This window comes from Hyalangium versicolor (genome assembly GCF_020103695.1).
Taxonomy (GTDB): Bacteria; Myxococcota; Myxococcia; order Myxococcales; family Myxococcaceae; genus Hyalangium; species Hyalangium versicolor.
In genome coordinates this window covers 258463-278955 of record NZ_JAHXBF010000013.1, presented here as the reverse complement: position 1 = coordinate 278955, position 20493 = coordinate 258463, and the positions used below count along the sequence as shown (strand labels likewise).

Genomic DNA, 20493 nt, shown 5'->3' with positions numbered 1-20493 from the left:
GGAGATGCGTCTCGGGCAGGTGTAGCTCGTGCGTACGCGTGTCGGACAAGCCACGCTCAGCCAGCGCGGGCCGTCGCGCATTCCACAGCGGCCGGCGGCGCCTTGGACGAAGGTCGCAGCCGCCAGTTCACCCCCACTCAGTGGAGGCTGCCCACCCACTCGCGGATGGCCGCGAGCCCGCTCGAATCCGTCACCTTCGAGGCGAGAGGCGGCATCTGCTCCGTCGTGCCGCGGATCGTCATGCGATGCACGATGCAGCTGCCCTCGGGGTTGCCCGGAGCGATGCGCTTCTCGACGCCGGGCGTGACGAACTTCTCCACCGGCACGCCCATGCCCGTCTTCCAGGTGGCCGTGTCCTCGACGCTCTTGTCATTCACGGAGAGCCGCAACGAGAACATGTTCTTGAACTCGATGCCCGTGGGGTTGTGGCAGTTGCCGCAATTGGCGTGCAGGTACCCCAGCGCCTGGGAGGCCACGGCATCTCCCGGTACCTTCAGCTCCGGCACCGACGCCGTGCTCAACCGCCCCTCGGCCACCAACGTCGTGAGCGTCACCCCGGGCCCCGCATGGTTGAGCTGCAAGGCACTGAAACCCAGCGCGCGCTCCGGCAGGTAGCTGTGACAGGACTTGCAGTTCTTCGCCGCGGGAATGTTGTGCGCCGTCCCCTGCGCGTTGTTCACTCCATACTGCGTGTAGTCCGCATCGGACCCATCCTCGCGCCAGACATACGCCCCGAGGATGAAGTCATCGCGGCCCGCGCCATAACGCGCGATGAACCGCGTCTCGAGGAGCTTCCCGTCGACAACGAAGTCCTTCCAGAGCTTCGCCCCCACGGGGAGCACCCAGTGGTCCATGTCGCTGGTCTCGATGGGGCAGCCGTCCGGCAGTTGGACGTACCGCGTCTTCTCTGCCCCATCGGACCAGAGCGGATATACGGGCTCGAACTGCCGCACGCCCGCCGCGAGCGTCCGAGTCCGGATGTCTTGAAAGAGCCCCGTCCCTGACAGCGTGGCCGGTACCGCGCCTCCCTCCATCCCCGTGTGGAGATCCTTGCAGGCCACGTTCGGGTCCTCGGAAGGAGGGGGCTCCTCCTCGGGCGTATCCGACGAGCATGCAGACAAGAGGCACACCGTGAGCAGGCATGCCAGGGAGAGAGGCCACGTCTCACCAGGAGAGAACCGGCGAGTGGAAGCGACGAGGTTCATCATGACAACCCTTTAGATACCGCCCATGAGGCACGCGGAGTTCGGCGCCGGTGCCACGCACACGTTGGAGGAGCAGGTCTGGCAGGCACCGCACTGCCAATCCTCGGTGCAGGCCGTGCCCACGCACTCATTGCTCGCGTTGCATGTCCCGCCGCCGGTCGAGGTGCAATCCGCATCCGTGGCGCACCAGCGCGCCGGCTCCTGCGGCTGCTTGTCCGCGGCGCCCGTCCGAGGCGTCTGGTTCTTGGTGTAGACGTAGAGCGCCTTGAGGTCATCCTCGGTCAGCTTCCGCAGCGCCTCGGCCGCGTTGGCCATGGGGTAGACCAGGGGACGGGTGATGGTGCCGCGCACGTACTGCCCCTTGACGATGATCTCCTTGAACTGCTCGTAGGTCATATCCTTCATGAGGCCGTGGGTGGCGCCAGAGAGGTTGGAGCTCATCGACCGCTTGAGCTTCAGCGCCGCATCCATGCCAGGGCCGGTCGCGAAGATCGCGCCGCCGCTCAGGAAGAGGTCCGGGGGGATCTTCGCGGTCTGAAGGTTCCGCTGCGGATTGGTGTGGCACCCGCTGCAGTCGGAGACGGCATTGGCCAGGTAGCTGCCGCGGCCATACAGCTTCTTGTCATCCGCGCTGAAAGTGGAGAACGCCGCGGGATCCGCGAGCGTCGAGATGGCCATGCCCCGATCGATGTTGAGCCTGTCGGAGGTGCTCTCCGCGGGCAGCGGCCGGGAGACCTCGCCATCGGTGTACGAGCTGGGGAACGGGACCGGCCTCGCCGCTGCGAGCGCGCCCTTGATGTCCGCGGGCACCGGGTTCTCCACGGCCGGCACCTTCTTCAGGTACGCGTAGATGGACTTCAGGTCCTCCGTGGACATCCACCGGAACGTGTACCAGGGCATGACGATGAGCTGCTCTTCGTCATTGTCGCTGCTGAAGTCCTTGGCCGTGCGCATCGTCTCGATGAACTCCGCCTCGGTCAGCTTCATGCCGTACTTGGGATCCGTCGTGAGGTTGCGCGCGTAGACGACCTCACCGCCCGCGCCGACCGCGAACGCGATGCCGCCGCCCATGTACTTGGGCGGACCGTTGGGCTGGAGCGCCTGGTGACACGTCCCGCAGTCTCCCGCGGCGTTCACAAGGTAGCTGCCCATGCCGATGCGCTCCTTCTCGGCGTTGCTGAGCCCATTGGTGTCCAGCGCGAAGGGAACGATGGACAGGCCCTTCTCGGCCTCCACGGAGAGCGGCGTCTCCTCGGGTGGCTTCTCATCATCATCATCGCAAGCCATGGTGCCGAGCAGCGCACCGGCCAGGAGCAGCGAGACAGGGGTTCGCATCCACCTGCTGCCTCGAAACGCACGCAGGCTGCTCGATCGATCAATCCGCACGATTCTCTCCTCTGTATGGGAAAAGCCCCCGAAGGCACGTAGGAAATGCACTCGCCCCCCCGGCAGCGCCGTGAACCTGCCCTAAAGGCAAAGCCATCTCAAGACCCTGGGTGATCTGGCAAACCGCAGGGTCAGAGAAGACCTGTCACGCCTCCTCGACGAAGGAGGGCTTCCAATACAGTTCGAAGAGGCCTCCCAGGAAGAATTCCCCGAAGCGCCCCACCGCGGAGAGCTGCTCCTGAACACTCAGCGCGTGGGTCACCCGGAAGGTGGAAACCTGACGCGCGAAGTCATCCACGGAGATGCGCAGCACGCCCTTATAGGCGGGCGCCGCCCCGGGCCCCTCTCCTCGCCGCACGGTGACGAAGAGGGTGGTGGTGTCCTCCCAGAAGTCGATGCCGGGATCGTCCGTGAGCTGCTTGAAGCCCTCGAAGAAGAACTTCTCGCCCGATTCGGACTGCAGGTGGAGCGCGTAGCGCAGCTGCTTGTAACCTGGCCGTTGCGGATCCTCGACCAAGACGTTGAGCGTGCCGCGGGTCACCGTGAGTGGCTTCTGGGACAGCGCAGGCGCCGTCACGCACCCCGTCACCGCCATGGGGTGCCGAGGGTCCTTCAGCAGGGCCTCCAGGTCCTCCACCAGCACGGTGATGACGAAGCGCAGCTCCGAGGCCCCGGGCCGATCCGGGTTCGCCGCGGCGCGGTAGTCCTCGTCCACCGCGGAGGAGATGATGCCGCGCAGGCTCTCGGTGAAGCGCAGGCCCGTGGGCGTCCGCGGCTCCGGCCCTGGCCGCTCCTGCATCGACGAGTAGTCGATGTGCCACCCGTGCCGCTTCGCCAGCCTCGCGGCGAAGCGCTCGGACACCGCGGAGATGGTCAGCAGCGGGTTGGCGCCAATCGAGCGGGGAATGACGGCGGCATCACAGACGTAGAGGCCCTCGTGGACGGCGGTGCCCTCCTGGGCCGAGAAGACGCGACCCTCGTGGTCCACCACACCGCTCTCGGCATCCTCACCCATGGCGCAGCCACCCAGCGGGTGGGTGATGAGGAGTGCGTTGTCCAGCAACCGGGCCCCTACGGGGTTGCGGATGAAGGTGCCGCCCAGCGCCTCCACCGTCTTGCGGATCTTCACCTCCGCGCGCAGGTAGCCCTCCTGCCGTCCCGCTCCAGGCCATACGGCGCGAAGCCCGTCTCCCTCCAGCTTCAGCTCGCCGCCCCCGTCATCATGCGTCATGGCGAAGATGGTCTGCGTGTTGCGGACAGCCCCGTGGTACGGGCCGCGAACCAGGCTCTCCGCCACGCGAGCGTTCTCCTGCACGCCGTCGATGAAGCCCTCATCCGTGTCCTCGCCCATCAGCGGCGCCACCGCGGCGAAGAGCGTGGGCAGATAGCCACCGAGCGCCGCCGGCACCCCGCCCTCCTCGATCACCATGCCCTCGTCCACGTACTCGGTGTCCCGCAGATCGATGACGCCGGTGATGTTGGGCCCCACGGGCTCGGCATCCTTCGGAGGATGGTCGCCGTGCCCCACGCCGTTCACCGGCACGTCCAGGTTGTACCCGAACGCCATCACGTCCCCGTTGCCGGAGAAGTGCTTGCCCAGCTCGCCCGACACCGGCAGCCCCGCCGCCCGCGAGCGCAGGAGGAGCTCCGTGCTGCCCAGCGAGCCGGCCGCCAGGATGACGTGGTCCGCCGTGAGGAACTGGAGCGGCGCATCGAACAGCTCCCGCCCCATGCCGGTGAGCCGGTAGTACACGCGCCAGTGGCCCGGGCCGCGCTCCAGGTGATGCACGGCCACCTGGGTGAACAGCTCCGCGCCGTGCCGCTGCGCGTCCGCCAGGTAGTTGTGGTTGACCGAGTTCTTCGCGCCCACGTTGCAGCCGGTGGCGCAGTCTCCACACAGGGTGCATGCGCGCTGACGGACGCCGGCGGCGTTGACGCCCTCCTGGAAGTGCACGCCCAGCGGCAGGGAGGAGAATTTCGCTCCCATGTACTCGGCCGAGCGCCGCAGCGCATCCATCTTGCGCAGCCGCGGGTGGCCCTCGGGGTACACCTGCGGGGAGAGCATCCGCTCGGCGTGGGCGAAACCGTCCTCCACCAGGCCTGACAGGTCCTCCCGGAAGGCGGCGGGCCAGCTGTCATCGAAGATGCGCGGATCCGGCCGCAGCACGACGCTGGCGTTGATGAGCGAAGTGCCACCCAGGCCCGAGCCGGAGATGACGGCCAGATCGCCCAGCAGGTGCAGCGAGATCAGCGCCGTGGGAGAGCCGACCTTCAACTTCTCCAGGAACGAGCCCCCCGGCCCCATGAGCTGGGTCTCTCGCAGGAACTGGGCGCTGGTGCGAGGAAACTCGCCCGGGAGCCGCTCCTTGCCACGCTCCAGCACGCAGACCTTCTGCCCGGCGCGCGAAAGCCGGGACGCGGCGATGGCACCACCATAGCCAGAGCCCACGACCACCACGGGCCAGTGCCCACCCAACCTCTCCACAGGAGACGACAGTCGCCGCATCTTTGTCTTTACGAGCCGCTAACGGCTCGTCCACCAGTTCTTGAACTGCTTCCAGGAGATCTTCCCTGTCCGATCAGTGTCGATGATATCGAAGGCGATCATCAATTCTTCGTCGGTGATGTTCTGCCCCAGGGCCTCCAGCAAGCGAGCGAACTCGGGCTGCTCGATGGATCCGGTGCGGTTGCGGTCGTACTTCTGGAAGATGTCCAGCAGCTCGTTCCCCGAGCTGGTCAGGTCATCCACGGCCGCATGCTCGGGGGCCAGGGCCTGGATGCCGGCCGAGGTCGTCTCGACGGTCTCCGCCGTGGGGCGCTCGGTCTGAACCAGCGGACCGGTGGGCTCGGAAGCCTCGACCGGGGCTGGGGATGTCTCGGCCGGTGGCGGGGGCGGGCGGGGGGTGGGCTTCCGGGCAGCCTTGGGAGCAGCCTTGGGGGCGGCTTTGGGAGCGGCTTTGGGAGCGGCCTTGGGGGCGGCCTTGGGAGCAGCCTTGGAGGCGGCCTTGGGAGCAGCCTTCCGAGCGGCAGGCTTTGCAGCGGGCTTGCGGGCAGCGGGCTTGCGAGCCGCCTTCGCCGGAGCCTTGCGAGCCGCGCCCTTCTTCGCGGCTGCCTTGCGAGGCGACTTCGCAGCCGCCTTGCGGGCTCCCTTCTTGGTGGTGGACTTGAGCTTCGCGGTCTTCTTCGTGGCAGCAGCCTTCTTGGCCGGCTTCTTCTTCGCCATCGTGCTCCCCTCCCGATGTAGACGAGCCATCGTAGCTTCAGGTGCTGCGAGCGTCATGGTTTCGGTGGACTTGCTGCTTCCGCCTCGAAAGCGGCTGCGTCCACGCCTGACGCGACCCACGGGAGATGACGCCGACAGGCCCGGCGCACGTGGCTGCAACAGGGCGAGCACCGCACGCTGGCTCCGCAGCAGGCGCTGACGGTGGAGGCCGGCTCGCATCTGCGGGTGCTGTCGGGCGCGGTGAAGCTGACGCACCCGACGCTCCAGGTGATTTCGCAGGGCACGCGGCTGATGGAGGTGGACCATCCCGAAGCGAAGGTGTCGTGCGAGCCGCCGCTGGCACAGGCGGCGTGAGTTCGGCGGCAACTCTTTTCACTGCTCGTCCGAGAATGTGGTTACGAACGGTACGGCGTCTCCCTTGGACGCCCCCTCTCCCACATTGGAGTACCCCATGTCCGTTGGTGGTGCGAATTCGTCGCGCAGCAGCTCTGGAAGCATGGCCGCAGGGCGGGCAGCAGATCGTTCGAGCGTGAGCGGGTACTCCGCCGACAGCCGCACCTCCAAGTCTTCTGTCTCGAGCAAGTCTTCTGGCTCGATGGCCGCTGCGCGAGCCGCGGACCGCGCGAGCGTGAAGGGGTACTCCGCCGAGAGCAGCTTCTCGAAGTCTGGCTCGATGGCTGCGGCCCGGGCCGCGGATCGGGCGAGCGTTGCCGGCTACACGAGCGGCTCTCTCCGCAAGGGAGCGGCGACCACCAACGTGAGGGATCTGCAGGATCGGCTGCGCTCCGCGGGATTCAATCCTGGAAAGACGGACGGCAAGTTCGGCCGCAACACCGAGAAGGCTGTTCGCGACTTCCAGCGCTCGATGGGACTCAAGGCGGATGGCGTGGTGGGGCCTCGAACCTTCGAGGCCCTCAACGGAACCTCCCGCTTCACGCAGAAAACCAAGACCCCTGCGACCACCCAATCGACGACGACTGGCCGGCCGTACGAGGCGATGTCTCGGCTCGCGCAGCAGCACGGCCTCACCGTCACCTCGACCACGGGCGGAAAGCACAACACCGGCTCGAAGCACTACCAGGGGCGGGCGATCGATGTGCGCACCCGCGGCGTCTCGGAAGCGAGCCTCGACGCCTTCATGGCCGATGCCCGGGCGAATGGCTACACCGTGCGCGACGAACGGACACGCCCGGCGGGACAGAAGGTCTGGGGCGGTGCCCACATCCACATCGAGAAGTGAGGCGAACGCAGTGAGCCTGCCGCCGCGATTCACACGGCGGCAGGCTTGGCGTTCTCAGGAATCAGCCCTGGCGGCGCCGGAGCAGCGCCAGACCCGCCAGCATGGCGCCCCAGACGGGCGCACTCCCAGCGGCAGCGCAACCCCCATCGCTCTCCTTGGGGCCTTCCTCGTTGGGAACATCGACAGGAGTGCCCTTCCCCACCTTCACACTCAGCTTCGTGGTGGAGGACCTGTCCCCATCGCTCTTGAGGTCCGCGTTGGTGGAGTTGCCAGCCCCGAAGATCGTGAGCGTCACATCGGTCGCGGGCGCGACGAGCGAGAAGTTGAAGCGCAGCTCCCCGGCGTTGAAGGGCTGGGGAGCGGAGTGCGTCAACTCAGCCCCCAGCTTCTTCATCCCGGTGCTGACGGTCTGGAGGGTGGCATCCGTATTGTCCACCGCGATGTCCAGCCCTCCCGTCTTCGCGGCGCCTCCCCGGATGATGAAGGTGTACTGGCCCGTGGCCCCCGGATCCAGGCTCGCGGGACCCTCGAACTCCACGGTGGGGGGCTCTCCGCCCTTGTGACAGGTGGCGCACGACATCCCGTCCTTGCCGGACTGCCCGGTGATGCCCGTGCTGGTGGCGAAAGCCGGAGAGGACCACAGCGCCGAAACGGTGAACACGCCCGCGATACGAATCAAAGGATGCATGAATTCTCCCGATGAGGTTGAGACACGGCGTGGCTGCAGCCGCTAGCGAAGTTGAAGGAAGGAGAAGGAGAGCCCCTGGACGTTCACCGTGGCCCTGCCGTTGTCTCCCAGCACCCGCAGGGTGGTGGACGCGGCGCCCGCGCCGAACTCGGTGTAGAGGGTCTGGTTCTCCGACTCGAACAGGAACGTGCTCCCCGAGGTCGCCGGGAAGCTGGGCTTGTGCGTCGCGACCAGCGTGGCGAGATTCAGCTCCCACCACTGCCAGCCCGTGCCGCTCGCGATGATGCGCGGAGGGGTGCCTTCCATGACAGGGGCGACCGTCTCATCGAGCACGCGCACGTACGCCGTCCCGCGAGGACCTGGAACGAGCGTGCCCGCGGTGCCACCGCCCACCAGCCCTCCGAGCGTCCGGTAGAAATTCGGATCAAAGGTGCGGGTCCGCGGATCGAACTTGAGCAGGCACGGCTCTGGTGACTCCTCGCCCACCACCCGGCGCGACGCCGCGCCATACGCCTCCGTCGCGATGTACACCGTGCCGTCGAGACCGACGACGGCGTCTTGTGTGTAGCCACACCGCTCGTCCGTGGCGATGGTGGCCACATCCGTCGCCGTGTCGATGGAGACCACGCCCGCCTTGGGAGTGATGCTCACGCCCGATTCGGGACGCCAACTCACGGGCATGAGGAGCTGCCCGTCGAGCCGCACGACCGCGCCCGAGAAGGCCAGGAGCGTGTTCGGCAGGGCCAGTTCATCCAGCGAGATGCGGCCGGTGACCGTCATCTGCTCGGGGTTCCAGATGACGACCTGGGCGGCGGCTGCATCGAAGAAGTAGGCCTTGGTCTCCGAGAGGAACTGGAAGTTGCCCTGGTACTCCCCGAGCGACGTCACCCCCACGCTGGCGAAGCTCACGGTGCCCGCTGCCTCCAGCGCTCCCGTGCTGTTGAGCTTGTAGCGGGTCACCATGGGGCTCTCGTCGCTCACGACATAGAGCGCACCGGACTTGGGAATGCCCACCCCCAGCGCACGGCCGGCCACGCGGATCGCCTTGTCGAGGGAGAGCGACGCCGTCTGCTCCGCCTTGTCCGTCACGATGACGTAGCTCGCCGGCGGATCTTCGGAGAACAACTGCGTGGTGATGGCGTACAGCGGCCCGTTGTCGTCACCGTCCTGCTCCTCCGAGTCTCCGCACCCCGTGAACAGGGCCAGGGCGAGAGTGGCGGTGGACAGCCGCAAGGCAGAGAGGGCACCCAGATGCTTCATCGTCAACCTTTCCAGGGAAAATGAAATCGATAGTCATTATCAATTTCAGCTCCTATTAGGGGGTGTCCGCGCAGCAAGTCAAGAGGAAGCCAACCCGAGCCACGGCGGTGCTGGACCGCTCAGGGGTTACCGTTTCGCAGGAACATCGCCTCCATCAACGCCACGCTCCCGATCGTGACGAGCGCCAGCCCCACGCCTCCGAGCAGCGGCGCTGCCAGCCCGAGCATGGCGATGAACGAGGCGGGCACCGCCAGGCGGTAGCCCCGGAGCGCGGCCTCGTCCGTGCCGGAGCGCAGCGAGGGAATCACTGACAAGAGGCCCAGCACCGCCGCGAGCGAGAGCGCCACCTTCCCAGGCAGGGTTGGCGCGATCGGGCCTCCGAAGATGCCAGCGGCGAGCACGCACACCAGCACGGCCCGAATGAGCGCGCTGGCACGGATGCCGATGAGCAAGGGGAGCGTCCGGTAACCCGCGGCGCGATCCCCGATCCCATCCTTCTCGTAGTTGGCCAGGATGAACCACGCGTCAATGGCGAGGATGAGCCCCAACATGGGCAGCGCGCCAACGAGCCCCTCGAGCGCGGCGGACAAGGAACCCGCGCTGCTCGGGAGCGCGCCCAGGACCCCGAGCCCTCCGGCGACCGCGGCAATGCCTCCATGAATGAGGTTGCCCATCAGCGGTACGCCCTTGGCTTTGTTGTAGCCCACGAGCAGGACGACCGCGGCAGGAGCCAGCAGCCACGCGGCCGGGTGGAGGGCCAGCAACGCCGCGATCAGTGCCAGCCCCGAGAGCAGGGTCACCGCCAGGGTCGGCCCCGCCGACAACCGCCCATCCGCCAACGGGCGTCCCGGCGCATTGATCGCATCGGTGTCCCGGTCGAGCAGATCGTTGATGAGCTGGCCGACGCCCCACCCTCCTCCCGCGACGAAGGCCGCCAGCACGACGCGCCACCCCACGGCGGCTGATGGAACGGCGGCGGAGCCCGCGAGCGCGGCCCCGGCCCCGAAGGCGAAATAGTGCAGGCGCACCGCCTCGAGGATGAGCACCGTGAACCGGCCCAGCGGCATGCCGATGAGCGGCTCTCGCCCGCGCCCGACGTCCTGAATCCATTGCCGCCCCTCGCTGAAGAGGGACTTGTAGCTCCGGCTCGCCATGCCCGGGGGAGTATAGGCGGGCTGGGGTGCGCCTCAGCACTCCAGCTGCGCTGGGGAGCCATTATCCGGCAGCCACTCCCGGCCGAAGGGAGAGCATCCCCGGCGTGAGTGGGCCCATCGACTTGAACGTCTTCGCTCACGATGAGAAGGCCTTCGACGGACTCCTCTCCTCCAAGGATTGAGCAGCTGATGGGGCACGAATGAAGCTATCCTTCTGCCGTGCTGATCATCCGCAAAGCCCAGATAGAGGCACTGGCCGAGACTCGGTTCGATCACCTCAAGCAATGGCTCCGCCCCCACCTGCGTGCCTCCTTTGCCTCGGAGCTCGCGGACATGGATGATGACACCTTGTGGGGCCTCATCGACGTGAGCGTCGAGCGGGCACGGGTCCATGGCGCGACTCGCGCGGCCACCCTCTGCAAGTTCGTCCACCTGCGGGTGCTCTTCGGGGCAGGGTTCGAGGAACTCCCCTGGGCCGAGCACGTGCTCCAGGATCCGGCTCTCAGCGATCCCAATACACGGCTCGAGGTGCTGGCACTCGTGGCCCGGGGGCACCTCTCGGATGGGGAGGACCACACGTGAGCATCCTGGATGACACGAACTCCACTCCGCCGCCGAGCACCACACCCAAGCGCAGGTTCGACGAGGCCAACCTCTATGCGGAAGAGGAGGCCCCCACCACCCAGCCGAAGCAGGAGTGTCTGGCCGAAGATCTCATCAACGATGTCACGCCCGCCATCCAGGTGGTCTCCACGCCGGGGTGGTACGACAGCGGCGACATCACCCGCTCCACACCCGCCCAGGTGGTCCTCTCCATCGCCGAGACCCGGCCGGCAATGCCCTACCAGGGGGCAGGAGTCATCACGGTGACGGGAGGGAGTGCCACCCTGTTCTCGAATCCAGGGTGCACCGCTCCGGTGCCCGCCTCCTATGGAGCGGCCGCACTGCGCGGGGGCGAGCCGGTCTACATTCGCGGCACCGCGGCAGGGCCCGTGACCCTTCAGCTCTCCCTGACTCCCTCGGGCAACCCACAGATCATCCCCCACGGCCCAGCCAACGCGACGGTGCAGATCCAGGCGATCAACCTCGTCACGCCGAGGATCGCCGTCGAGGATGATTCGGCGTGGCACGATCCGGATGCCCCCGGCCGCAACAAGGCGGCTCGGCTCAGGCTGAGCATCGCGGAGAGCCAACCCGCTCATGCGTACACGGGGCAGGGTCAGGTGAGTGTTCTCGGAGGAGGTGCTCAACTCTTCCGCAATCCCGAGTGCACGCAAGCCGCGCAGTCCTTCTCCGCCAACGAGCTGCGTCAGGGAGCACCGCTGTATGTCCAAGGGACCGCGGTGCGTGAGCTCCAGGTGCAACTTGCCCTGACGGCCTCGGGCAATCCCCAGGTTCGCGAACTGGGGCCCGTGGCGCAGGCCCTCACCATCCAGCCCGTCAACATCGTCACGCCCCATGTGCAGCTCATCGAGAACACCGGGTGGCTGCAGGGGGACCGCGGGCACGCCGCGCCCGCGTGCATCGACGTCTGGTACACCGAGTCGACGGGAGCCCCCTCCTATGGCGGCGGTGGAGAGATCCTCTTCGATGACAAGAAGCTCGAACTCTTCGATGACGAGAAGTGCCAGGCCCCCGCGAACAAGAAGATCCCCAATGGAACCACGGAGGGTCACAAGAAGCGGTTCTTCGTCCGGGGCAAGACGGTCGACACCCACGCCATCAGCCTGAAGCTGGATCCCTCCGGCAATCCCCAGGTCCGGGCGATCGAACGCCAGGACGCGCAGTTGGAGGTGAAGCAGGCCAAGCTCGTGAAGCCGTGCATCGAGGCGGAGTACCGGGTCCTGCTCGTGCCCCACCGGCTGCTGTCGCACGAGGGGAAGCCCAAGAGCGACCATCCCACCGACCTGACACGACTCGAGCTGTCCCTGGAGCAGGATCAGCCAGGGATCACCTACACCGGTGGAGCCAAGCTGAGCTTCGGCACGAACGTCGAGCTGTTCACCGACGCAGCCGGTGACAAGCCCGCCCCAGGTTTCGACGGCAAGAACCTGGAGATCGAGGCGAAGGAGCTCACGACAGGCAAGAAGGCGACGCTCTACCTTCGCGCCAAGGGGGCCGGTCAGATCCAGGTGACGCTCACCCCGGATGCGACCTCGAAGCTGGGCGCCCTGGCCCAACGCTCCATCTTCGTCGTCACCGAAGCCGTGCTGGCGATGGAGGCAGTCCAGTTCGATCTGGAGCTGTACGAGCACAGCAAACCGCACAGCAAGGTCTTCCGCGATCCGCAGGCGCCCGGGGCGACCAGGCTCACCGACGAGCAGAAGGTCAAGCGCGGTGGCCTCGTGCAGGTGCAGGAGAACGGACACCACTGCCGCGCCAAAGTGGTGGTCAAGAAGCCCGCGGATGCCGTGTGGACCGTGGGCGGAGCCGATCACAAGGTCGTCCTGCAACAGGCGTCCCAGAGCGGTGGCGTCAAGCTCTTCAAGGGGGACGTCGAGCAGGCATGGCCGCTGGAGCTCGCGCGGGCTGACTTCGGGGCGGGGGACGTGATCCTCTCTATCGAAGGCAGCGCCGCGACCCATGACTTCCGCCATGTCTGCATCGACGTGGGGCTCAACCGCGGCGCGGGGGGGCTCGCGCACACGGCCAAGCGCAACGGGGATTTCGCGCTCGTGACCGTGGTGGCGTTTGAAAAGATCACCCCGGACACCGCGGACTACAAGCAGTACATCAACCTGCCCGCGGTGAACACCAACCCCGAACGTGGAAGGAAGCTCAAGAGCCAGGCCAAGCTCACCAAGCCCCTGCAGGACGTCGAGATCCTCTTCACGCTCATCCCCGGCAACACCAACCAGGCCAACCTGCCGGACCGGATGAAGTACCAGGAGCCCAAGGACACCGACGCCGCGGTGAAGACCAACGCGCAAGGCATCGCGACGTCCGCCGAACTCGAGCTGTCACGCTTCACGAGCGACACCTTCACGATCGCCGCGTACGTCAAGCAGGCTCCGCCGGTGAAGAACAGCGCTCCGCCGGCCTCGTGCTCCAAGCCCATCGAGGTCTGGCAGGAGGTCTTCTACAAGTACGCGACGATGAAGCAGGACACGAACGTCCCCTACACCGACAAGTCGAACGTCCTGGAGAATGGCTTTGGCCAGAACAAGCTGAAGGTGACGAGCCTGGCCCCGGTGGCCGAGCCAGCGCACCAACGCTACCTCAAGGCCGTGGACTCCCAGGTCTGGATGGCGAACGTGCTGGGCGTAGCAGGCCCCCGGCAGATGAACATCGCGTTGATCGACACCATCCTGGGCAATGAGAAGGATACGGCGTTCGACTGGAACAACCTCTCGTTCGCGCCCGCCAGCATCGATCTCTTTCAAACCTTCGATAACTCCAACCTGGCCAACAAGGGCACATGGCTGAACTCGGCCACCTGCCAGGTCACCTGGAATGGCGCCCCTGTGTCCATGAATCATGCCGTCACGCTCACGCCCGCGGGAGGTGGAGGACATACGCTGGCCTGGGATCTCTCCGCCCTGGCGCCCTACACGGGGAACGGAACGGTGAACATCAGCATCACGCTCGCCCCCACGAACGGAGCGCCGTTCACCGTCAATGGCGCCAACCTCAACCCAGCCGCTGGCAACACGCCCATCGCTCCAGGGGCCCTCTTCAATCTCGGGGCCTGGTTGATCTCGGCAACGTGCAGTGTAGCCGCGGGGGCGGCTCCCCCGGCGGACATCTCCGCCACGACGACACTCACCGAGACCAACGGCGTCTTCAAGCTGGCCTGGTCGACACCGGCGCTGGCGCCCTTCAACGGAGCAGGCACCGCCGCCGTCAGCTTCCATCTCAAGGAGTACCCGGTGCTCTCCGGGATCTCCTGGGGACCGACGACCATCGTGGGCATGCGCTTCCGCCAGAACACCGTCGGCCAACCGGATGAGAACACCGTCCTTCACGAGGCCGGGCACTACCTCGGGCTCGCGGCGAGCACGCTCCCCGACACGGGTGGCACCGGCAATGGGCGCTACTATTTCTTGAACGGCGCCCACTGCAATTCCAACGGCAACACCTGCATCATGTACGACACGGTCAGCCCGAGTGTGGTCTTCTGTGACACGTGCAAGGACGCGATCAAAGGCCGGGACTACACCAATCCCCCCGTGGCGGGGAGCGCTCCGTTCTGAGCGGGAGCCTGGCGAATGCATCGGTGCTCGCGGGGCTGCTGCTCGCCCTGGCCGGGTGCCCCCGAGGCGCGCAAGCGCAATGGAACGCGGCGCCGGCACCTCGAGCGGAGATGCCTCCCCGCAGCCCTGAAAGGCAAGGCGACATGAGCGACGAGGCCGAAGTCCAGATCCCCGCAGCGCTCTGGTTCGGAGAGACTCCCCACTCGAAGAAGCTCTCCCCGGGCGCCCTCGGCCTGGACTTCACGGTCGCGCCGGCACGAGGCCCCACGGGCCCCACGGTGGCCCTGTTCGGCGCCTTTGCATTGAGCGCGCCCTACACGCTGATCTACCGCGCGCAACTATCGAGCGCGATCCACATCGTCGCCATCAACGCGAAGACGGGCCGGGTCTCGTTCAACAAGCCGGCGGATCCCAACGAGCTCCCCATCTCAGCGACGATGCCGAAGGATCTGGATGCCGCCATCGCTCAGGCGCAACCGCTCGAGCGGGGGATGATCGTGAAGACGTTCTTCAACGTGGATCTCGCCGCGCACCTCTCGCTGCCACCCGAAGAGGGGGACTACCACGTGTTCCTCTGGCTGGATGATCGGGTGACACCCGTGAAGACGGTGCACGTGCCGGCCAACCCGGCCCGGGGGGCCTCCGGCGCAGGTGTGGACCTCCAGCTGACCGTTGGGGACACGGCCTCCTCGCCCCGTTCCCGCCAAGGGACGATCGTGCTCGAGAGTCCCGCGGGCCGTACCCAGATGTTCGGTGCGCTCCCAGGCCCCGCCATTCCGCTGGATCCCGAGGCCACGGGCACCCCACCCCTCACGCTGCTCGCCTTCTGCCAGCGCAGCCGGCACTTCGGTTGGGCGAGTGTTCCCGTGGCGAAACGGATGCTCAAGGCAAAGAGCCGCGCGTTCAGCTTCGAGCCCTCGGCCCTGGTGCGCTGTGGCGACGTCCCCGAGCAGACCTTCCTCCTCGCCACGTTCGGAACCCTGCGCTCGGACGTCGTGAAACTGCCCTCACGGTGAGGGGAGTGCGGCCCTCGCGTCAGGCCGCACCGCCCTGCCTTCCTCCATCAGTTCACGCCCACCGCGTTCCAGCTCTCCTTGACCTTCTGCACCTCGGGCGAGCCAGCGCCGTACAGGTCCGTGGCGGCGTTGATGGTGGCCTGACGGGCCTCGGCGAAGGTGGTGTTCGGCGTCATGTAGTGCTCCAGCGCGCGGTAGAACACCTTGAGGCCCTTCTCCATGCCGATGCCGTCCTTCACCTGCACGCCCGAGGTGCGGTTGGTGCCGCCGTTGGCCAGCAGGTAGAAGGCGTTGTTCGCGATGCCGCTGGAGCCGTGCACCTCGGTCTGCTTCGGGTAGTTCTTGTAGTTGTCGATGGAGTAGCCGTCCTTGGTCGGGTCATCCATGTAGCGCAGCGCGTCCCCGGTGCCATTGGCCGGCGTCCACGCGTCCTCGCCCATCTTCCAGTCGAACTGCACCGCCGAGTTCTTCTGGCTGGCGTACCACTCCACGCCCGTACCCAGAATGTCGCTCATCGCCTCGTTGAGGCCCCCGGACTCGCCCTCGTAGATGAGGCCCGCGGTGCGCTCGGTCAGGCCGTGGGAGATTTCGTGGCCGGCGATGTCCAGCGTGGTGAGCGGGCCGGCGTCCCTCCCGTTGCCGTCGCCGTAGTTCATCTTCTCGCCGTCCCAGTAGGCGTTCACGTAGTTCTTGTCCACGTGCACGTAGGAGACGAGCTTCTCGCCCTTGCCATCCAGCGAGTCACGGCCCAGCACGTCCTTGTAGAAGTCGTACGTCATCTCCGCGCCGTAGTGCGCATCCACCGCCGCCTTGGTGTTCGCGCTGTCCGAGGCCTCGCCCCACACGTCGTTCTTGTCGGTGAACTCCGTCTTGCCGCTGGGCGAAGTCCTGTTCTTGGCATCGTAGGTGACGATGCCGCCGCCGCGCGTGGTGTCCTCCAGCGTGTAGCTGCCGTTGGCCTGCTTCGTGGTGGAGAGGTCCACCTTGCCGCTGTAGAGCGTGGTGTCATCCGCCTTGCCCGTCGCCCCCGCCTTGCTGTCGGTGGCCGGAGTGCTCGGCGTGGCAGGCTTCTCGGCAGGGGTGGCCGCCGCCGCCTCGCCCTTGGCAGAGGCCTCGCCAGCCTTGGCCTCGCCAGCCTTGGGCAGCTCGATGCCGCCCATCTGGTCGAAGCTGCGCACCACCTCGCCGCTGTTGGCGTCCACGAAGTAGTTCATCCGGCGCGGACGCTCATCGGCCTGCAGGTCCTCCACGTTGGTGAGCTGCACCTGGTAGGCGGAGTGGTACTGGCCATCCTTGTCCTGCACCACCACGCGCTCGGAGGAGGGCGGATGGCTGGCGTCCGTGTGGCCGGCAAATGCCTTCTGCGCCACGGCCAACGCTTCCTCGGAGGACAGCTTCACCGCGTCCGAGCCCAGCCCGGCCGGGATGGTGGAGGTGTTGCCCGTGAGGCTGGACACCTTGCCCTCCTTGTCCAGGTGGCTGATGACCTGCTCACCGAACACCTTCACGCCCTCGTGCGTCCGGTCCAGCCGCACGTGCGTCATGCCCAGTTCGTCGCGCGTAACAGAGCGGGGGTCGAAAGAGGCGGGAGTCCTGCCGCCGGCGACGATGCCCTGGTTGCTGATGCTGGACTGGGACTGGATGAACTCGAGCGACTTCTGCACGGCGGCCTGGGCCTCAGGGGTCTCGAGCGCCAGCGGGCCGGGCTTGGCGGCAACTGCTGGGGCCGGAGCGGCCGTCTGCGCGGTGAGGGCCACCAGCGGCTTGTTGCTCGAGGTGGCGAAGCTCGACTTGGCCTCGAAGCCCGACTCCTGCTTGCGGGCGGGGGATGCCGCGGGATTCTGCTGCGCGAGCGTGTTGACGGCGGGGGTGGAGGACAGCGGGGACGTCTGGGGGCGGTTGGCGATCTGCATGGCGGTGGGCTCCGAGTAAGCGGGGTAAGAATTTGTCCTGATTGGTGAGTCGATGTATTCAGGATGGAGCATGATGTGTGCCATGCGGCGCGTCAGGAACTTGCGCTGGTAACTCCTTGTTTTTACGGGGATGGTATTCAGCCGAAGCCTGTCAGCCGGTGACTTCCGTCATCAGCAGAAGGCACTTTGCCTCTGGGACACTTGTCACCACCTTGTAGGCAGTTGTCACCAGGTTCTTTACAAAAACATACCCACGCAGGAACTCACCGCTTCCGGGACGTCAGCTCCAGTTTCTGGAGGGTCAGCTTGCTCGTGGGTTGAAACTCGTAGCGCATGAGCGTGGCGCCCTCGGGGCCCTCCATGCTCCAGGAGCCCAGCGGGCCGAAGAGGGCCTTGAGTTCATAGGGGGTGCAGGTGGGCAGGAACACCCGCATCACCCGCGGATCATAGAAGCGGAAGTACAGGCGCTTCCCCTGCTCGTCCTTCACCTTGAGGAAGTGGCGCAGGTGCCGGCGCACGGTGGAGGCGTCCTCGAAAGCCGTGACGAACAGTCCCCAGGAGCGTCCCCAGGCCTGCTTCAGCAACTCGCGGGTGAAGGGCTTCTCGCGCTCCAGCGGCACCAGGTAGGGCGCCACCGCCAGGATCTCGCGAGGCAGCGGGCCTTCGTAGAGGCACTCATGGCGAACCTCGTTGCTGAGCAGGAAGGGCAGCACGGCCTCGTCCCGAGCCGCGTCCAGCACGGCATAGACGCGCCCGTGCTCGTCCTGCCGCTCCGACTGCCAGAGGGTCTCGATGATCCGATCGATCCACACGCCTGCCTCGCCTTACGCCGCGGCCTGCTGCTGGCGGCGCTTCTCGCACTCTTCGCAGAAGGGGACACCGTCACGCGCCGCGTTGCGCAGGGCCTGGGCCTGGGCCGCGACGTCCATCGTCGAAGAGACGGCAGGCGCTGGCTTCACGGGAGGGGGAGGCGGCTCCCAGATCTCGTGCAGCTCCTCGATGGGGTCGTCCTCCACGCGTCCATGGCCCGCTGCGCGCTCCTCGAGCACAGCGATCAGTTGGCCGGACTCGAAGGCCTCGGCCAGGCGGTTCATCAACCGCTGATCATGGGACAGGCGCTCCAGGCGCGTCAGGCCTCCGGGCCACCCTCCTCCCAGGGCCTCCTCCAGGGAGCGAAGCGTGTGGGGCGAGAGCCTCAGCCACGTCTCCAGCTTCCAGCACACCTCCGCGGGCGGCAGCTCGCGCGAGGGATCCACATCCCTCACAGCGGTGCGCCGGAAGATGCGCACGGTGGAGAGTCCATCCCGGATGGACCATGACTCACCGGCCAACATGGGGAAGCTCTCCCGGCTCATCGCGTCTCCCGAGTCATCGTGGGAGGTGAAGTGTACCCATCCCCGTAAGCCCCGCAAGCCTCGCAACCAAGGGGTGAACCCCACGGCGGAGGCGACACGCGGCCCACAGTTGCGCCCAGGAGCTTCGTACTTCCCTGAACCGCCCCGAGACGCTACGGGAGGCTCACGACGATGGCTCCCGCCGAGACGACGCCCTCCCTGACAGCCCCTCTGCCGCCCCGATTCCGTGTCCTCGCGCTGGTGGTGATCTGCGCCATGCCGCTGGGGTTCTCGCTGCCTTCGCTCTTCGATCCGTTCGGGCAGACGGAGGAGGCCGTCAACGCCACCATCTGGGGCCTGGGGGCTCGCAACCTGCTGGCCCAGGGGCCGCTGGATTCACAGCTCGGAGCGCGGGTGTCGCCCTTCCCGGGGCCGGGACCGCGCCCTGGCATCTATGCCCACCACCCTCCCCTGCCCGTGTGGGTGTCTGCCCTCGTGCAGCTCTTCACCCTGTCCGAGGCCGGGCCCCGGCTCGCGGCGCTCGGGGCGGCCGGGCTTGCTTTGCTGCTGCTGTTCCGCGTGCTGCGGCTGCTCGTCTCGGAGCCGCTGGCCCTGCTCGCCACGGCGGTCATCGCCAGTTCTCCCTACGTGCTCATCTACGGGAGGCTGCTCACCACGCTCACCCTGGCCACGCCACTGTTCCTCTTCGCGCTGGAGGCCGTACTTCGCCGCATCCTTCGAGGCGAACCGTGGCGATGGCCCCTGCTCGCCGCCTTCGCGGGGCTCGTGCTCTCCTCCTGGGATGGGACGATCGGCGCGGTGGTGCTCTCGCTCTCCCTGGCCTGGGCGGAGCTGCGCTCGGGCAGTTGGCGGCGTGCCTCGGCCTGGGGACGCGCACTCGCTCCCGGCCTGGTCACTGCCGTGACTCTGGCCGCGGTGGGGGGCTGGCTCGTGTGGGCCAACGGGGGGCCCGAGGCCATGGTCTGGCAATTCCAATACCGCTCCTCGAGCAACCTGCCGGGAGCCAGCGCCTGGCTGAGCAAGCAGCTCGGATTCCTGGGTGGAGGGCTCGGGTGGGGCACGCTCGTGGTGCTCGCCTCGGCGGCGGTGTGGCTGCCTCTCGGGGTGCGGCCGCGAGGGCTCGTCCCCGCGCTGCTCCTGAGCGCCGCGCCTGGCCTGGGCATGCTGCTCATCTTCCGCCAGGGCGCGGACCGGCACCCCTTCTGGGCCTACAACCTGATCCTCCCGGCGGCCGTGGCCATCGCTGGCATCCTGCATGCGCTTCACGCGCGAAGGTCCGCGGTAGCTGCGGTGGCGGTGGCCCTGCTCGGACTGCAGGCCGTGGTGAGCTTCCGGCTGGCCGGAGATCACTCCGGGCGCGAACGCATCCTCAACGCGCGGGGGGTGATGCTGAAGGACTTCTTCCGCACGCACCCCGTCCCCTCCTCCATCCGCTTCGTCTCGACCTACAACTTCTACCCCTTCGCGAGTTGGTACCTGGACCGCCCCATCGACGTGGTCCCGGGAGTCGACGGATTGAGAGAGCGCCTGCGCACAGGCGCCTGGCCTGAGAACGAACCGGTGGTGGTGGATACGGCTCAGGCGTTCGAGGCGGGATGCCGCCCCTTTGCCGCCCTCGCTGAGTCTCCCGAGCGACGATGGGCCATCGCGCCCGCAGGCGTGGTGGGCACGGCCTGCGCCAGGTGATCACCAGAAAGGCCAGGCTCATGGGTACCGAGCGATGCTGTCTTGCGAAGACCGCGCTGCTGCGGGTTCGAATCCCGCCGCCTCCATCCCGCAGCCCTATAGGGTACACGTCTGCTCAAGACGCCATCCCCTCGGGAGGCTGCATGCGATGGGCCCCTGCTGCTGATGCTCTTC

Annotated in this window: 16 protein-coding genes; 6 read left to right on the top strand and 10 right to left on the bottom strand. The window is 67.1% G+C overall.

Translation table 11 applies throughout. The features are described 5' to 3' along the window. Positions 1-137: 137 nt before the first annotated feature. The 4 genes from KY501_RS27065 to KY501_RS27050 all read right to left on the bottom strand — a co-directional run bounded on the left by KY501_RS27065 (position 138) and on the right by KY501_RS27050 (position 5814). Positions 138-1208, bottom strand: coding sequence for a hypothetical protein (locus KY501_RS27065; protein WP_224366341.1), 1071 nt, complete (start codon positions 1206-1208; stop codon positions 138-140). Positions 1209-1217: 9 nt separating this feature from the next. After that, on the bottom strand, positions 1218-2540 hold the full coding sequence (locus tag KY501_RS27060; protein WP_224366340.1) for a cytochrome C: 1323 nt from the start codon (positions 2538-2540) through the stop codon (positions 1218-1220). A 196-nt stretch (positions 2541-2736) separates the two neighbouring features. Continuing rightward, entirely contained in the window at positions 2737-5097 is a 2361-nt protein-coding gene (locus KY501_RS27055) for a GMC family oxidoreductase N-terminal domain-containing protein (RefSeq protein WP_224366339.1), read from the bottom strand. An 18-nt stretch (positions 5098-5115) separates the two neighbouring features. Continuing rightward, the gene (locus tag KY501_RS27050) at positions 5116-5814 is read right to left on the bottom strand and encodes an EF-hand domain-containing protein (RefSeq protein ID WP_224366338.1); all 699 of its coding nucleotides are present in this window, start codon (positions 5812-5814) and stop codon (positions 5116-5118) included. A gap of 201 nt (positions 5815-6015) precedes the next feature. On the opposite strand from KY501_RS27050, the gene KY501_RS27045 reads away from it, so the two are divergent. Both KY501_RS27045 and KY501_RS27040 read left to right on the top strand, forming a co-directional pair. Beyond that, positions 6016-6168 (top strand): hypothetical protein, encoded by a 153-nt coding sequence (locus KY501_RS27045; protein WP_224366337.1) that lies wholly within the window; start codon positions 6016-6018, stop codon positions 6166-6168. 97 nt (positions 6169-6265) lie between these two features. Beyond that, positions 6266-7054, top strand: coding sequence for a peptidoglycan-binding domain-containing protein (locus KY501_RS27040; RefSeq protein ID WP_224366336.1), 789 nt, complete (start codon positions 6266-6268; stop codon positions 7052-7054). Positions 7055-7115: 61 nt separating this feature from the next. On the opposite strand, the gene KY501_RS27035 is transcribed toward KY501_RS27040, so the two are convergent. From KY501_RS27035 to KY501_RS27025, 3 genes are all read right to left on the bottom strand, one after another. Beyond that, a complete protein-coding gene (locus KY501_RS27035; protein ID WP_224366335.1) occupies positions 7116-7742 on the bottom strand; it encodes an MXAN_6652 family MXYO-CTERM-anchored protein in 627 nt (208 codons plus the stop codon). A 42-nt stretch (positions 7743-7784) separates the two neighbouring features. Continuing rightward, a complete protein-coding gene (locus KY501_RS27030; RefSeq protein WP_224366334.1) occupies positions 7785-9002 on the bottom strand; it encodes a DUF4374 domain-containing protein in 1218 nt (405 codons plus the stop codon). A 119-nt stretch (positions 9003-9121) separates the two neighbouring features. After that, a complete protein-coding gene (locus KY501_RS27025; RefSeq protein WP_224366333.1) occupies positions 9122-10156 on the bottom strand; it encodes a UbiA family prenyltransferase in 1035 nt (344 codons plus the stop codon). A 219-nt stretch (positions 10157-10375) separates the two neighbouring features. Between KY501_RS27025 and KY501_RS27020 the strand changes: the two genes are divergently transcribed. The 3 genes from KY501_RS27020 (at position 10376) to KY501_RS27010 (ending at position 15365) form a co-directional block, all read left to right on the top strand. Further along, entirely contained in the window at positions 10376-10738 is a 363-nt protein-coding gene (locus KY501_RS27020) for a hypothetical protein (protein ID WP_224366332.1), read from the top strand. Beyond that, positions 10735-14349, top strand: coding sequence for a zinc metalloprotease (locus KY501_RS27015; RefSeq protein ID WP_224366331.1), 3615 nt, complete (start codon positions 10735-10737; stop codon positions 14347-14349). Before KY501_RS27020 ends, KY501_RS27015 begins: the two co-directional genes overlap by 4 nt. Before the next feature lie 143 nt (positions 14350-14492). After that, on the top strand, positions 14493-15365 hold the full coding sequence (locus tag KY501_RS27010) for a hypothetical protein (protein ID WP_224366330.1): 873 nt from the start codon (positions 14493-14495) through the stop codon (positions 15363-15365). 47 nt (positions 15366-15412) lie between these two features. On the opposite strand, the gene KY501_RS27005 is transcribed toward KY501_RS27010, so the two are convergent. From KY501_RS27005 to KY501_RS26995, 3 genes are all read right to left on the bottom strand, one after another. Beyond that, positions 15413-17278 (bottom strand): M4 family metallopeptidase, encoded by a 1866-nt coding sequence (locus KY501_RS27005; protein WP_224366329.1) that lies wholly within the window; start codon positions 17276-17278, stop codon positions 15413-15415. A 263-nt stretch (positions 17279-17541) separates the two neighbouring features. After that, a complete protein-coding gene (locus KY501_RS27000; RefSeq protein WP_224366328.1) occupies positions 17542-18090 on the bottom strand; it encodes a DUF4123 domain-containing protein in 549 nt (182 codons plus the stop codon). Between the two features lie 12 nt (positions 18091-18102). After that, positions 18103-18633: a hypothetical protein gene (locus KY501_RS26995; RefSeq protein ID WP_224366327.1), complete on the bottom strand. Its 531-nt coding sequence runs from the start codon at positions 18631-18633 to the stop codon at positions 18103-18105. Between the two features lie 171 nt (positions 18634-18804). Between KY501_RS26995 and KY501_RS26990 the strand changes: the two genes are divergently transcribed. Continuing rightward, positions 18805-20319: a glycosyltransferase family 39 protein gene (locus KY501_RS26990; RefSeq protein WP_224366326.1), complete on the top strand. Its 1515-nt coding sequence runs from the start codon at positions 18805-18807 to the stop codon at positions 20317-20319. The last annotated feature ends 174 nt before the right edge of the window (positions 20320-20493 follow it).

What these genes read in the sequence shown, in the direction of transcription:
- KY501_RS27065 (WP_224366341.1), bottom strand. Translation starts at nt 1,208, where the DNA reads ATGATGAACCTCGTCGCTTCCACTCGCCGGTTCTCTCCTGGTGAGACG.
- KY501_RS27060 (WP_224366340.1), bottom strand. Translation starts at nt 2,540, where the DNA reads ATGCGAACCCCTGTCTCGCTGCTCCTGGCCGGTGCGCTGCTCGGCACC.
- KY501_RS27055 (WP_224366339.1), bottom strand. Translation starts at nt 5,097, where the DNA reads ATGCGGCGACTGTCGTCTCCTGTGGAGAGGTTGGGTGGGCACTGGCCC.
- KY501_RS27050 (WP_224366338.1), bottom strand. Translation starts at nt 5,814, where the DNA reads ATGGCGAAGAAGAAGCCGGCCAAGAAGGCTGCTGCCACGAAGAAGACC.
- KY501_RS27040 (WP_224366336.1), top strand. Translation starts at nt 6,266, where the DNA reads ATGTCCGTTGGTGGTGCGAATTCGTCGCGCAGCAGCTCTGGAAGCATG.
- KY501_RS27035 (WP_224366335.1), bottom strand. Translation starts at nt 7,742, where the DNA reads ATGCATCCTTTGATTCGTATCGCGGGCGTGTTCACCGTTTCGGCGCTG.
- KY501_RS27030 (WP_224366334.1), bottom strand. Translation starts at nt 9,002, where the DNA reads ATGAAGCATCTGGGTGCCCTCTCTGCCTTGCGGCTGTCCACCGCCACT.
- KY501_RS27025 (WP_224366333.1), bottom strand. Translation starts at nt 10,156, where the DNA reads ATGGCGAGCCGGAGCTACAAGTCCCTCTTCAGCGAGGGGCGGCAATGG.
- KY501_RS27010 (WP_224366330.1), top strand. Translation starts at nt 14,493, where the DNA reads ATGAGCGACGAGGCCGAAGTCCAGATCCCCGCAGCGCTCTGGTTCGGA.
- KY501_RS27005 (WP_224366329.1), bottom strand. Translation starts at nt 17,278, where the DNA reads ATGCAGATCGCCAACCGCCCCCAGACGTCCCCGCTGTCCTCCACCCCC.
- KY501_RS26995 (WP_224366327.1), bottom strand. Translation starts at nt 18,633, where the DNA reads ATGAGCCGGGAGAGCTTCCCCATGTTGGCCGGTGAGTCATGGTCCATC.
- KY501_RS26990 (WP_224366326.1), top strand. Translation starts at nt 18,805, where the DNA reads ATGGCTCCCGCCGAGACGACGCCCTCCCTGACAGCCCCTCTGCCGCCC.